This is a genomic window from Enterobacter cancerogenus (genome assembly GCF_019047785.1).
GTDB classification, from domain to species: Bacteria; Pseudomonadota; Gammaproteobacteria; order Enterobacterales; family Enterobacteriaceae; genus Enterobacter; species Enterobacter cancerogenus.
This window is the reverse complement of record NZ_CP077290.1, coordinates 4,551,982-4,564,726: the sequence shown is the minus strand read 5'-3', so window position 1 is coordinate 4,564,726 and position 12,745 is coordinate 4,551,982. Positions and strand designations below refer to the sequence as shown.

Sequence of the window (12,745 nt, the reverse complement as noted above, 5' to 3'; positions counted from 1 at the left end):
ATAAAAAGCACAAAAAAAAATAACGGGTGAAATACCCGTTATTTTTTAGCTTAATTAGACAGATTGTAACTGAGCGATTAACGCAGCAGGGACAGAACGGTCTGAGGAACCTGGTTAGCCTGAGACAGTACAGAAGTACCCGCCTGCTGCAGGATCTGTGCGCGGCTCATGTTGGATACTTCGGTCGCGTAGTCAGCATCTTCAATGCGGCTCTTCGCAGCGGTGATGTTGGTCACGGTGCTGTTCAGGTTGTTAACGGTAGATTCGAAACGGTTCTGGCTCGCACCCAGGCTTGAACGCAGGGAGTCAACGTCAGAGATCGCTTTGTCGATTTCAGCCAGCAGGCCAGAAGCAACGGTTGCAGTTGCAGCGGTAGCAGCAGTCGCGCCGCTTGCAGCAGTACCTGCAGAGTAAGATGCCAGGATACCAACGGAACCTTTACCGGTGGTACCTTCGGTGATACCAGACATTTTGGCGTTGCCAGCGAACAGGGTAGAAGAGTCAATTTTCTTCAGGGAGATGCCGATAGTTTCGGAATCGTTCGCGCCAACCTGGATGTTCAGCGTCTGAGCGGTAGACAGTACCTTCACGCCGTTGAAGCTAGTCTGGCCAGCAACACGGTTGATCTCTTTCATACGGTCAACAACTTCGTTGTTGATGGAAACCAGGTCATCCGCAGAGTTAGTACCGTTCTGAGCCTGTACGGTCAGTTCACGGATACGCTGTAAGTTGGTGTTGATTTCGTTCAGTGCGCCTTCAGTAGTCTGTGCAACAGAGATACCGTCGTTTGCGTTACGTGCTGCCTGAGTCAGACCTTTAACTTGTGCAGTCATACGGTTGGCAATCGCCTGGCCAGCAGCGTCATCTTTCGCGCTGTTGATACGCAGACCAGAGGACAGACGCTCGATCGCAGTTCCCAGGGAAGACTGAGATTTGTTCAGGTTGTTCTGAGTAGTCAGGGACAACAGGTTAGTATTGATAACTGCCATAATTTTAATTCCTTCAAAAATGGGTTTAGGTTTCGGTGCCTAACACTCACGGCGTCTCTCACCGTCATCAAGGTTATCGACGCGTCCCAAAAAGACTTTAGAATCAATTTAGAAAAAAAATCATTTTATTGATTTATAAGCAATTATTTATCAAACCTGCTTTACAGTGACGCCTCCCAAAAGCAAATCCCCTCTCCTGTCAGTGCTTATTTACGGCTTCTCTTTCATGGCCGTAAGTAGCCCTTTTATTTACCGCAAGGTGTAATCCAGCTATTAGCCCACGCCTCTGGTGGCTATTCCAGGGATTATTTTTTTGTCTCTGGCGTAAACTTTTCCACCAATGCGCCGATAAAGAGTCCTGATCTACCAACGCATTTAAGGAAAACAGTTATGGCTACTATCACTAACCTCGGGATAGGTTCTGCAGGACTCGGGGATTTGTATAATCAGTTAGATACAGCAGAAAGAACGAAGCTGAAAACCATTACAACCCAGCAGACGACCTATAACGCGCAATTAAGTGCGTACGGTAAGCTGCAGAGCGCCATGACAAATCTGCAAACTGCGACGGCTGCGCTGGCTAAACCTGCGACCTGGAACTCCACGTCTGTCAGCAGTACGAATACCGCGTTTACCGCGACAACCTCGACCGAAGCGTCTACCGGCACGTTTACGGTCAACGTGAACCAAATGGCCAAAGCGCAGGTCCTGACCAGCGGCTCTATTTCCAGTAATACTGAAAAATTGGGTGAAGTAACGGGGGCTAAACGTACCATTACGATTACCCAGCCTGGTACGAAAAAGCCGCTGGAAGTTGAGCTCTCTGACGCAGACACGTCCCTGAGCGGTATCGCCAGCGCGATTAACAAAGCGAACGGCAACGTCACCGCCAGCGTCATCAAAGCTAAAGATGGCGACTACCGTCTGATGCTGACGTCGAAATCAACGGGTACCGACGGCCAGATGAGCATTAATGTCACCGGCGACGATACCTTACAGGCTGCGATCGGTTATGACTCTGCAAGCGCTACGGGTGCACTGACCGTACAGACGAAAGCGCAAAACGCCGTCCTGGTGGTGAATGACATTACCATCGAGCGTCAGAGCAACACGATTTCGGATGCGCTGCCGGGTGTGACCTTTACGGTCAAAGCGGAGAGTAAAGCAGACGAAACGCTGGATATTACCCGTGCAACCGATGCAAACCAGAAAGCAATCTCTGACTGGGTAACGGCGTATAACTCGCTGCAGTCCACCATCAACAGCGTTACCAAATATGTGGCTGTAGAAGCGGGTGAAGATCAGTCTGCCAGCAACGGGGCGTTAGTGGGTGACGGTAATGTCCGTGGGATCCAGGCGCAGCTGCGTAGCATGTTGACGGATGTTCAGAGCGGCTCCGTACAGATTATGGCGCAGTTAGGTATTACTCAGGACCCGGCGAAAGGTAGCGATGGCACCATGGGTAACCTGAAAATTGACAGTGATAAACTGAAAAAAGCACTTACAGACAACCCTGGCGGCGTGCAGCAATACTTTATCGGCGACGGAAAAACCACCGGGCTCGCCACCCAAATGAGCAGCACGCTGGATTCTATGCTGAGTACCAGCGCCGGTAAAACCGGGGTCATCCAGAATGCCAAAGACGGTATCAATAAAACACTTAAGAGTCTGAGTGAGCGCTACGATGATATGGAAGCGTCTATCGATGCAACGATGGCGCGATACAAAACCCAGTTTACCCAGCTGGACGTACTGATGACGAAAATGACCAATACGGCGAACTATCTGACTCAGCAGTTCACGAAATCATCATAAATACAGGAGTAAGTATGTATAACACCTCTGGTGTCCAGTCCTATCAAAATATAGGAGTGGAAAGCGCGGTGATGAATGCCAGCCCTCACCAGTTGATTGTCATGCTCTTCGATGGGGCGCACAGCGCCCTTGTCCGAGCGCGCTTGTTTCTTGATGCAGGACAGCTTGCAGAGAAAGGCCTGGCGCTTTCAAAAGCAATCAATATCATCGACAACGGATTGAAAGCAGCGCTGAACATGGAGGCGGGGGGAGAACTGTCAGATAATCTGGCGTCTTTATATGAATATATGGTTCGGCGGTTATTAATTGCGAATTTGCATAACGACGTTGAGGCAATTGTTGAGGTTGAAAACCTGTTAAACAATATTGCGGATGCGTGGAAGCAAATTGGCCCCAATGCGTCCTCTATCTCAGGATAATTTTGATGAATATTCCCAGCGCAGCGCTTAGTCACTGGCACGCTTTACATGCTCAAAGCATAGCGATGCTAAATCTTGCTCATACCGGTAAGTGGGATGAGCTCATTGAGCAAGAGATGCATTACGTTCAACTGGTGGAAAGTATTTCCAGTAATCCCATTACGTCGTGCCCTCCTGCTCAAGTAGAGCAAGCGCGTTTCCTGTTGAAAAAGATCCTCGAAAATGAGAATGAACTTAAATCACTGCTTCAGTCCCGAATGGATGAACTGCGCAATCTCATCGGCCAGACAGGCAAACAGCAATCCATAACATCAACCTATGGAAAGCTATCAGGGAATATTCTTTATCCGGAAAGTTTGACCCGCGACACACAATTATGATTTCTTCATCCATACTCCAGAAGTCAGCCAAACGGCTTCTGGAGCACGGACGATGAAAAACCCCACCCTGTTACAATGTTTTCACTGGTACTACCCTACTGGCGGCGAGTTATGGCCCGAGGTCACGGCGTTAGCCCCAAATCTGAATGAAATTGGCATCAATATGGTCTGGCTGCCTCCGGCGTATAAAGGCGCATCCGGCGGCTATTCCGTGGGCTACGACTCGTATGATCTGTTCGACCTTGGCGAGTTTGACCAGAAAGGCAGCGTGGCCACGAAATATGGTGACAAGGCCCAGCTGCTTGAGGCCATCAGCGCCCTGAAAAGCAACGACATTGCGGTGCTGCTGGACGTGGTGGTTAACCACAAAATGGGGGCAGACGAGAAAGAGCCTGTTCGCGTGCAGCGCGTAAATCAGGAGGATCGTACGCAGATTGACGATGAAATCATCGAGTGTGAGGCCTGGACCCGCTACAGCTTCCCCGTTCGCGCGGGGCAGTATTCGCAGTTCGTCTGGGACTATAAATGTTTCAGCGGCATCGACCATATCGAAAACCCCAACGAAGACGGCATCTTTAAAATCGTTAACGATTACACCGGCGATGGCTGGAACGATCAGGTCGATAATGAGATGGGTAATTTCGACTACCTGATGGGCGAAAACATCGATTTTCGCAATCGTGCCGTTACCGAAGAGATCAAATACTGGGCACGCTGGGTGATGGAACAGACGCAGTGCGATGGCTTCCGTCTGGATGCGGTTAAGCACATCCCCGCCTGGTTCTATAAAGAGTGGATTGAACACGTTCAGGAAGTGTCGGAAAAACCGCTGTTCGTGGTGGCAGAATACTGGTCACACGACGTCGACGCGCTGAAGAACTATATCGATCAGGTCGAAGGCAAAACCATGCTGTTCGACGCCCCGCTGCAGATGAATTTCCACGAAGCGTCGCGCATGGGCCGCGACTACGACATGAGCCAGATCTTTACCGGCACCCTGGTTGAAACGGACCCGTTCCACGCCGTCACGCTGGTGGCTAACCACGACACCCAGCCGCTGCAGGCGCTGGAAGCGCCGGTAGAAGCCTGGTTCAAACCGCTGGCGTATGCGCTTATTCTGCTGCGCGAGAACGGCGTGCCGAGCGTGTTCTATCCCGATTTGTTCGGTGCGACCTACGACGACACCGGCGGTGACGGCGAGACGTATCACATTGAGATGCCGGTCATTGAACAGCTTCACGAGTTGATCCTCGCCCGCCAGCGTTTTGCGCACGGGGTACAAACCCTGTTCTTCGATCACCCCAACTGCATTGCGTTTAGCCGCAGTGGAACCGAAGACGACCCCGGCTGCGTGGTGGTCCTTTCAAATGGCGATGACGGCGAGAAGACGATCTGCCTTGGCGAGAACTACGGCAACAAAACCTGGCGTGATTTTCTTGGCAACCGGGAAGAGACAGTGACTACCGCAGCGGATGGCGAAGGCACCTTTACCTGCAATGGCGGAAGCGTCAGCGTGTGGGTGATTGAGGACGCGTTGTAAATACTTTGCCGGGTGGCGCTAAGACCTTCCGGGCCAGGGTTTTGTGGGCCGGGTAAGGCGCAGCCGCCACCCGGCTAAAAACACTAAGGAAGCTGACTCTCCAGCGGATGTTTGCTGAGGAAATCAGCGCACTCGACCGTTGGACGGTCAACCCGGTGAAGCTCCATGCCGTCATACTCCAGCACGCCATCGTCAAGCTCAAGCGGATACACATCGCGCTTTTGGGTCACATTATAGTAGTCATCCGAATGGAGCATCAGTTTGCCCGGCACCGCCAGAACGCGCTGCCACTGGCGGCAATCCAGCGTATCGCCCTCCTGCGTCACCACCAGCGTGGCAATCGCCTCCGGGCTTACCATGCTGCTTTGCGGCCCTTTTGACTGCCAGTACCCCGTCAGCTGCGCCGGAGCAGGATGCTTAATCACGTCCTGGTAATTCTCGACCTGTACACATCCGGTCAACGCCAGCAGTGCGCCAGCAAATGCTATTTTTTTCATCATCTTTCCCGCGTGCGAAGAAAAAAATATTGTGGCATTAAAGTGTTGAGGCCGCCAGCGTAAGATGCGTTGGTGCTACACCTGCATCGACATGATGTCCTGATAGGCCGAGATCAGCTTGTTACGCACCTGGATCCCCATCTGCAGGGAGACCGATGCTTTTTGCAAATCGGTCATCACATCGTTCAGCGCCACGCCCGGTTCGCCGAGGCTAAATTTCTCGGCCTGGGTACGCGCCGCCGTCTGGGTCTCGCTGATGCGGTCAAGCGCGGCGTGCAGTTGCCCCGCAAAACTGATGCCCGGCTGTTGTTCCGCCACGTTCTGACTGCGTGCCGACACCGCCGTCGCCTGCAGCTGACTGAGTACCCCTTCAATGCCCTGAATAGCCATGACTCTCCCCTGGATGGTTTTTTACGGGGTCAAGACTAACAGCTTGTCAATAAGATAATGGCGGTAAATAACGTGAAAAAACCAGGTTATTTGACGCATAGAAAATCCCGAATCATCAAATAATGGCAGTGCCATCAATATGGAACTTTTGTCGTGTTTGCCGACCCGGGAGTCAGTTTTGTTTCTCTACACGAATAACGTAAACCACCAGGATTTAAGAGGTGCGCAATGAGTGCAGCAGCATCGACAGCGCCACAAAATAAATCACTTGAGTGGATGAACCGCCTTCGCGCGAACCCTAAAATCCCGTTGATCGTGGCAGGCGCTGCCGCAATTGCGATCCTGGTAGCAATGGTCTTATGGGCGAAAAGCCCGGATTACCGCACCCTTTACAGTAACCTTTCCGATCAGGATGGCGGTGCCATCGTCACCCAGCTTACCCAGATGAATATCCCTTATCGCTTTGCCGATAACGGCGGCGCGCTGGAAGTGCCCGCAGATAAGGTGCATGAGCTGCGTCTGCGTCTGGCGCAGCAAGGGCTGCCGAAAGGCGGCGCGGTCGGTTTTGAACTGCTGGACCAGGAAAAATTCGGTATCAGTCAGTTCAGCGAGCAGGTGAACTACCAGCGCGCGCTGGAAGGCGAACTGGCCCGCACCATTGAAACCTTAGGTCCGGTCAAGAGTGCCCGCGTGCACCTGGCGATGCCGAAACCGTCCCTGTTCGTGCGTGAACAAAAGTCCCCTTCTGCTTCCGTGACCGTTAATCTCGAGCCGGGCCGCGCGCTCGACGAAGGACAAATCAGCGCCGTGACCCACCTGGTGTCCAGCGCGGTTGCCGGTCTGCCGCCGGGTAACGTTACTCTGGTCGATCAGAGCGGCCACCTGCTGACCCAGTCCAATAGCGCCGGTCGCGATCTGAACGACGCGCAGCTGAAATACGCCGCGGACGTCGAAGGCCGTCTCCAGCGTCGTATCGAAGCGATCCTTGGCCCGGTTGTCGGCAACAGCAACGTACACGCGCAGGTCACCGCGCAGATCGACTTCGCCAATAAAGAACAGACCGAAGAGCAGTACAGCCCGAACGGTAACCCGTCTCAGGCGGTGATGCGTTCGCGCCAGGTTAATGAGAATGAGCAGGTCGGCGGACCTTACCCTGGCGGCGTGCCGGGCGCACTCTCAAACCAGCCTGCACCGGCTAACGCAGCGCCGATTACTACGCCTGCGGCGAACCAGCAGAACGGCCAGCAAAACAACGCGCAAACCACCTCAACGGCGGCCAGTTCAGGCCCGCGCACCAGCAGCCGTAACGAAACCACAAACTATGAAGTCGACCGTACTATCCGCCACACCAAGCTGAACGTGGGCGATGTGCAGCGCCTGTCGGTTGCCGTGGTGGTGAACTATAAAACGCTGCCGGACGGCAAGCCGCTGCCGCTCACCGCCGAGCAAATGAAGCAGATTGAAGATCTGACCCGTGAAGCCATGGGGTATTCAGAGAAGCGTGGCGACACCCTCAACGTGGTGAACTCGCCGTTCAGCTCGGTGGATGAAACCGGTGGTGAACTGCCGTTCTGGCAACAGCAGGCGTTTATCGACCAGCTAATGTCCGCAGGCCGCTGGCTGCTGGTGCTGATTGTCGCCTGGCTGCTGTGGCGTAAGGGCGTGCGTCCGCAGCTCCAGCGCCGTGCAGAAGCCGAGAAGGCCGCGCAAGAGCAGCAGGTCACGCGTCAGGATACGGAAGAAGCCGTTGAAGTTCGCCTCAGCAAAGACGAGCAGATCCAGCAGCGTCGCGCTAATCAGCGTATGGGTGCCGAGGTGATGAGCCAGCGCATTCGCGAAATGTCAGACAACGATCCGCGCGTCGTCGCGCTGGTCATCCGTCAGTGGATGGGTAACGAACATGAGTAATACGCTTACGGGCACCGATAAAAGTGTCATCCTGCTGATGACCATTGGCGAAGACCGCGCGGCGGAGGTGTTTAAACACCTCTCCCAGCGCGAAGTGCAGATCCTCAGCGCCGCGATGGCGAACGTGCGTCAGATCTCCAACAAGCAGCTGACCGAAGTGCTGGCGGAGTTTGAGCAGGAAGCCGAGCAGTTTGCGGCGCTCAACATCAACGCCAACGATTACCTGCGCTCCGTGCTGGTTAAAGCGCTTGGCGAAGAGCGTGCCGCCAGCCTGCTGGAAGATATTCTTGAAACCCGCGATACCGCCAGCGGCATCGAGACGCTCAACTTTATGGAGCCGCAGAGTGCCGCCGACCTTATTCGCGACGAGCACCCGCAGATTATCGCCACCATCCTGGTGCACCTCAAACGGGGTCAGGCAGCCGATATTCTGGCGCTGTTCGACGAACGTCTGCGCCACGACGTGATGCTGCGTATCGCCACCTTCGGCGGCGTGCAGCCTGCCGCGCTGGCGGAACTGACGGAAGTGCTGAACAACCTGCTCGACGGTCAGAACCTCAAGCGCAGCAAAATGGGCGGCGTCAGAACCGCAGCCGAGATCATCAACCTGATGAAAACCCAGCAGGAAGAGGCGGTCATTACCGCGGTTCGCGAGTTCGATGGCGAGCTGGCGCAAAAGATCATCGACGAGATGTTCCTGTTCGAAAATCTGGTCGAAGTGGACGATCGCAGCATCCAGCGCCTGCTTCAGGAAGTGGACTCCGAATCGCTGCTTATTGCCCTCAAGGGTGCCGAACAGCCGCTGCGCGAGAAGTTCCTGCGCAACATGTCGCAGCGTGCAGCCGATATCCTGCGCGACGATCTGGCCAACCGTGGCCCGGTCCGTCTGTCTCAGGTGGAAAACGAACAGAAAGCCATCCTGCTTATCGTTCGCCGTCTGGCAGAGACCGGCGAGATGGTGATCGGCAGCGGAGACGACACCTATGTCTAATGAGCTGTCGTGGAAGCCCTGGACGCCTGACGATCTGGCCCCGCCTGTGGCAGAGTTCAAACCCGCCATGGCCGCGCCCGACGAGGATGATGCCGGGGCAGATGTCCCGGAACTGAGCGAAGAAGAGCAGCGGGCGCAAATGCTGGCCCAGCTGCAAATGCAGGCGCACGAACAGGGTTTTAACGCGGGCATGAACGAAGGCCGACAGAAAGGCCACGAACAGGGCTACCAGGAAGGGCTGGCGAAAGGCCTGGAAGCAGGTCAGGAGCAGGCGCGCCAGCAGCAGGCGCCGCTTCATGCCCGGATGCAGCAGCTGGTGAGCGAGTTCCAGCACACCCTGGACGCGCTGGACAGCTTGATCGCCTCGCGCCTGATGCAGATGGCGCTGGAAGCCGCCCGCCAGGTCATTGGCCAGACACCGGTAGTCGATAACTCGGCGCTGATTAAACAGATCCAGGGTCTGCTCCAGCAGGAGCCGTTGTTCAGCGGCAAACCGCAGCTGCGCGTACACCCCGATGATTTACAGCGCGTTGAAGAGAGCCTCGGCGCGACCCTCAGCCTGCACGGCTGGCGTCTGCGCGGCGACCCTTCCCTGCATCACGGGGGCTGCAAAGTCTCTGCCGATGAAGGCGATCTGGATGCCAGCGTGGCGACGCGCTGGCAGGAACTGTGCCGTCTGGCGGCACCGGGAGTCGTCTGATGACCGCACGCCTCACCCGCTGGCTGAACACGCTCGATAACTTCGAGACAAAGATTACGCAACTCCCCTCGGTGCGTCGCTATGGCCGCTTAACGCGCGCCACCGGACTGGTGCTTGAGGCAACGGGCCTGCAGCTTCCGCTCGGTGCCACCTGCGTGATTGAGCGTCAGGACGGGCCGGAGATGCGTGAGGTCGAAAGCGAAGTGGTCGGCTTCAACGGCCAGCGCCTGTTCCTGATGCCGCTTGAAGAGGTGGAAGGCATTCTGCCCGGTGCGCGGGTTTACGCCAAAAATATGAGCGGCGACGGATTACAGAGCGGCAAACAGCTGCCGCTTGGCCCGGCGCTGCTGGGCCGCGTGCTGGACGGCGGCGGCAAACCGCTCGACGGCCTGCCCTCACCGGATACCACGGAAACTGGCGCGCTGATCACCCAGCCGTTTAACCCCCTGCAACGTACCGCCATTGAACATGTTCTCGATACGGGCGTTCGCCCCATCAACGCCCTGCTGACCGTCGGTCGCGGTCAGCGTATGGGGCTGTTCGCCGGTTCCGGCGTGGGGAAATCGGTCCTGCTCGGCATGATGGCGCGCTATACCCAGGCCGACGTGATCGTGGTGGGCCTGATTGGCGAACGTGGTCGCGAGGTCAAAGACTTCATCGAGAACATCCTCGGCGCAGAGGGCCGCGCGCGCTCGGTGGTGATTGCCGCCCCGGCGGATGTCTCCCCGCTGCTGCGTATGCAGGGTGCCGCATATGCCACCCGCATTGCAGAAGATTTTCGCGACCGCGGGCAGCACGTCCTGCTGATCATGGACTCCTTAACCCGTTATGCCATGGCGCAGCGTGAAATCGCGCTGGCCATCGGTGAACCCCCGGCGACCAAGGGCTATCCGCCCTCGGTGTTTGCCAAACTGCCCGCGCTGGTTGAACGCGCGGGGAACGGAATTACGGGCGGTGGCTCGATTACCGCGTTTTATACGGTGCTGACCGAAGGCGATGACCAGCAGGATCCGATTGCCGACTCCGCGCGCGCGATCCTCGACGGCCACATTGTGTTATCGCGCCGTCTCGCCGAAGCCGGGCACTATCCGGCTATTGATATTGAAGCATCCATCAGCCGTGCAATGACGGCCCTGATAACCGAGAAGCACTACGCCCGCGTGCGTAACTTCAAACAACTGCTCTCCAGCTTCCAGCGTAACCGCGATCTGGTCAGCGTCGGGGCGTATGCCAAAGGCAGCGACCCGATGCTCGATAAAGCGATTACCCTCTGGCCGCAGCTGGAGGCGTTTCTGCAACAAGGTATTTTTGAACGCGCCGACTGGGAAGACTCGCTTCAGGCTCTGGAGCTGATTTTCCCGCAGGTGTAACACAGGTGGAGGGCGAAGGTCATGGCGCAAAACAGCGCGTTATCAACGCTAAAAGATCTGGCTGAAAAAGAAGTTGATGATGCCGCACTGCAGCTTGGCGCAATGCGGCGCGGATGTCAGCAGGCTGAAGAACAGTTGAAGATGTTAATCGACTATCAGCACGAGTATCGCACCAACCTTAATACCGACATGACGCAGGGCATCGGCAGCCAGCGCTGGATCAACTACCAGCAGTTTATTCAGACCCTGGAAAAAGCGATTGAACAGCATCGTCAGCAGCTTTTTCAGTGGACGGAAAAAGTCGACATCGCGCTCAACTTCTGGCGCGAGAAAAAACAACGACTGCAGGCCTGGCAGACCTTACAGGACCGGCAGATCGCCGCATCGACCCTGGCGGAGAACCGTCTGGATCAGAAAAAAATGGATGAGTTTGCCCAGCGCGCATCAATGAGGAAACCGGAATGATCACACTGCAACAACTGCTGATGACCGACAGCGACCTGTCAGGCGGCACGCAGACGGGGAAAGGCACCGAGGGTGCACAGGATTTTCTCTCCCTGCTGGCGGGCGCGCTGACGGAAACCGGCGGTCAGGGCAAAGATGCGCCGCTAACCCTGGCAGACCTGAAAGCCGCCGGCAGCACGCTGTCGAAAGCCGCGGCGAAAGGGGATAACACCCCGCTACAGGCAAAACTTGCCGACCTTCTTGCCCGCCAGGAGACTCTGGTCGAGGAGGACGCGCCGCACGCTACCGCGCTGCAAACCCTGGTGGCCGGTCTTGCGCCTGCGGCCCACGGTGACGCGCTGAAGTCGTTAACCACGGCGGCAGCGAAAGAAGAGACGAAAACCTCGCTCACTGACGAGGAGCTGGCCGGGCTTAGCGCGTTAATGGCCATGCTGCCGCACCAGCAGACAGCGGTCGCCGCGCAACCGAAGAGCGCCGAAGGCCTGAGCGCCCGCGCGTCCCTTCCCTCCGCCGCCCTGACGCCGTCCACTGCCGGGCGGCACGCGTTGGCCGCTGACCTGCCGGGTCGCGATGAGGGCAAAACCGCCTCGCCATACCAGCCCCTCGCGCAAGGCGCTGACGCCTCTGTGCCCGTCGCGCCGGTCGCGAACGGCGTAGCGGAGAAACAGGATATCGCGGCAGCCTCGACGTCTACCGCCACCGCGCCAACCGCCACGCTTGCGCCAATGGTGAGCACCCTTGCGCCTTCACAGCCTGCGGCAACCGTTGCGACGGCCCCGGTGTTGAGCCAGCCGCTCGGTACACCGGAATGGCAGCAAACGCTGAGCCAGCACATCACGCTGTTCACGAAGCAGGGACAACAGTCAGCTGAGCTGCGTCTGCATCCGGAAGATCTCGGTCAGGTACAGATTTCCCTTAAGCTCGATGATAACCAGGCGCAGCTGCAGCTGGTGTCGCCGCACAGCCACGTTCGCGCGGCGCTGGAAGCCGCACTGCCAATGCTGCGCACCCAGCTCGCTGAAAACGGCATTCAGCTTTCCCAGAGCAGCGTCAGCAGCGAGAGTTTTGCCGGGCAGCAACAGTCTTCCTCTGAGCAGCAACAGCATGCCTCCCGCTCCGGCCAGCAGGGGGGCTTCAATGAAGAGGGTGACGACCTGCTTATTGCTCCCGCGTCCCTGCAATCCGCCGCGCGCGGTAACGGCGCGGTAGACATCTTCGCCTAAACGCCAGAGGTAACGTGATTATCCCCGTCTTTTCCACGCTTTGACCTAAGCCGGACAC

At 56.6% G+C, this 12,745-nt stretch carries 13 protein-coding genes; 10 read left to right on the top strand and 3 right to left on the bottom strand.

Going from position 1 to position 12,745, the window contains the following annotated elements:
- Positions 1-77: 77 nt before the first annotated feature.
- Complete coding sequence (locus I6L58_RS21520; RefSeq protein ID WP_058610159.1) at positions 78-989, bottom strand: flagellin N-terminal helical domain-containing protein; 912 nt, start codon at positions 987-989, stop codon at positions 78-80.
- 390 nt (positions 990-1,379) lie between these two features.
- Between I6L58_RS21520 and fliD the strand changes: the two genes are divergently transcribed.
- The 4 genes from fliD to amyA are packed head-to-tail and all read left to right on the top strand — an operon-like array spanning position 1,380 to position 5,143.
- The gene (fliD, locus tag I6L58_RS21515; RefSeq protein WP_006176129.1) at positions 1,380-2,804 is read left to right on the top strand and encodes a flagellar filament capping protein FliD; all 1,425 of its coding nucleotides are present in this window, start codon (positions 1,380-1,382) and stop codon (positions 2,802-2,804) included.
- A 14-nt stretch (positions 2,805-2,818) separates the two neighbouring features.
- Positions 2,819-3,223, top strand: coding sequence for a flagellar export chaperone FliS (gene fliS, locus I6L58_RS21510; protein ID WP_006176130.1), 405 nt, complete (start codon positions 2,819-2,821; stop codon positions 3,221-3,223).
- Positions 3,224-3,228: 5 nt separating this feature from the next.
- A complete protein-coding gene (gene fliT, locus I6L58_RS21505; RefSeq protein ID WP_088208197.1) occupies positions 3,229-3,603 on the top strand; it encodes a flagella biosynthesis regulatory protein FliT in 375 nt (124 codons plus the stop codon).
- Between the two features lie 52 nt (positions 3,604-3,655).
- Entirely contained in the window at positions 3,656-5,143 is a 1,488-nt protein-coding gene (gene amyA / locus I6L58_RS21500) for an alpha-amylase (protein WP_088208196.1), read from the top strand.
- Positions 5,144-5,226: 83 nt separating this feature from the next.
- Here amyA and yedD read toward each other — a convergent pair whose 3' ends face one another.
- The gene (gene yedD, locus I6L58_RS21495) at positions 5,227-5,640 is read right to left on the bottom strand and encodes a lipoprotein YedD (RefSeq protein WP_088208195.1); all 414 of its coding nucleotides are present in this window, start codon (positions 5,638-5,640) and stop codon (positions 5,227-5,229) included.
- A 75-nt stretch (positions 5,641-5,715) separates the two neighbouring features.
- Positions 5,716-6,030, bottom strand: a complete 315-nt coding sequence (gene fliE / locus I6L58_RS21490; RefSeq protein ID WP_088208194.1) for a flagellar hook-basal body complex protein FliE — start codon at positions 6,028-6,030, stop codon at positions 5,716-5,718.
- 228 nt (positions 6,031-6,258) lie between these two features.
- On the opposite strand from fliE, the gene fliF reads away from it, so the two are divergent.
- From fliF to fliK, 6 genes are read left to right on the top strand one after another with little or no spacing between them, the layout of a single operon-like run.
- Positions 6,259-7,938, top strand: coding sequence for a flagellar basal-body MS-ring/collar protein FliF (gene fliF / locus I6L58_RS21485; RefSeq protein WP_088208193.1), 1,680 nt, complete (start codon positions 6,259-6,261; stop codon positions 7,936-7,938).
- On the top strand, positions 7,931-8,929 hold the full coding sequence (fliG, locus tag I6L58_RS21480; protein ID WP_006176209.1) for a flagellar motor switch protein FliG: 999 nt from the start codon (positions 7,931-7,933) through the stop codon (positions 8,927-8,929). The genes fliF and fliG overlap by 8 nt, the downstream gene beginning before the upstream one ends.
- Positions 8,922-9,629 (top strand): flagellar assembly protein FliH, encoded by a 708-nt coding sequence (fliH, locus tag I6L58_RS21475; RefSeq protein ID WP_088208192.1) that lies wholly within the window; start codon positions 8,922-8,924, stop codon positions 9,627-9,629. The genes fliG and fliH overlap by 8 nt, the downstream gene beginning before the upstream one ends.
- The gene (fliI, locus tag I6L58_RS21470; RefSeq protein WP_088208191.1) at positions 9,629-10,999 is read left to right on the top strand and encodes a flagellar protein export ATPase FliI; all 1,371 of its coding nucleotides are present in this window, start codon (positions 9,629-9,631) and stop codon (positions 10,997-10,999) included. The genes fliH and fliI overlap by 1 nt, the downstream gene beginning before the upstream one ends.
- A 21-nt stretch (positions 11,000-11,020) precedes the next feature.
- Positions 11,021-11,464, top strand: a complete 444-nt coding sequence (gene fliJ / locus I6L58_RS21465; protein WP_006176212.1) for a flagellar export protein FliJ — start codon at positions 11,021-11,023, stop codon at positions 11,462-11,464.
- On the top strand, positions 11,461-12,687 hold the full coding sequence (gene fliK / locus I6L58_RS21460) for a flagellar hook length control protein FliK (protein ID WP_088208190.1): 1,227 nt from the start codon (positions 11,461-11,463) through the stop codon (positions 12,685-12,687). Before fliJ ends, fliK begins: the two co-directional genes overlap by 4 nt.
- Positions 12,688-12,745 lie beyond the last annotated feature (58 nt).

Excerpts from the sequence above, each read along its gene's own strand:
- I6L58_RS21520 (WP_058610159.1), bottom strand. The coding sequence starts at position 989 with ATGGCAGTTATCAATACTAACCTGTTGTCCCTGACTACTCAGAACAAC.
- fliD (WP_006176129.1), top strand. The coding sequence starts at position 1,380 with ATGGCTACTATCACTAACCTCGGGATAGGTTCTGCAGGACTCGGGGAT.
- fliS (WP_006176130.1), top strand. The coding sequence starts at position 2,819 with ATGTATAACACCTCTGGTGTCCAGTCCTATCAAAATATAGGAGTGGAA.
- fliT (WP_088208197.1), top strand. The coding sequence starts at position 3,229 with ATGAATATTCCCAGCGCAGCGCTTAGTCACTGGCACGCTTTACATGCT.
- amyA (WP_088208196.1), top strand. The coding sequence starts at position 3,656 with ATGAAAAACCCCACCCTGTTACAATGTTTTCACTGGTACTACCCTACT.
- yedD (WP_088208195.1), bottom strand. The coding sequence starts at position 5,640 with ATGAAAAAAATAGCATTTGCTGGCGCACTGCTGGCGTTGACCGGATGT.
- fliE (WP_088208194.1), bottom strand. The coding sequence starts at position 6,030 with ATGGCTATTCAGGGCATTGAAGGGGTACTCAGTCAGCTGCAGGCGACG.
- fliF (WP_088208193.1), top strand. The coding sequence starts at position 6,259 with ATGAGTGCAGCAGCATCGACAGCGCCACAAAATAAATCACTTGAGTGG.
- fliG (WP_006176209.1), top strand. The coding sequence starts at position 7,931 with ATGAGTAATACGCTTACGGGCACCGATAAAAGTGTCATCCTGCTGATG.
- fliH (WP_088208192.1), top strand. The coding sequence starts at position 8,922 with ATGTCTAATGAGCTGTCGTGGAAGCCCTGGACGCCTGACGATCTGGCC.
- fliI (WP_088208191.1), top strand. The coding sequence starts at position 9,629 with ATGACCGCACGCCTCACCCGCTGGCTGAACACGCTCGATAACTTCGAG.
- fliJ (WP_006176212.1), top strand. The coding sequence starts at position 11,021 with ATGGCGCAAAACAGCGCGTTATCAACGCTAAAAGATCTGGCTGAAAAA.
- fliK (WP_088208190.1), top strand. The coding sequence starts at position 11,461 with ATGATCACACTGCAACAACTGCTGATGACCGACAGCGACCTGTCAGGC.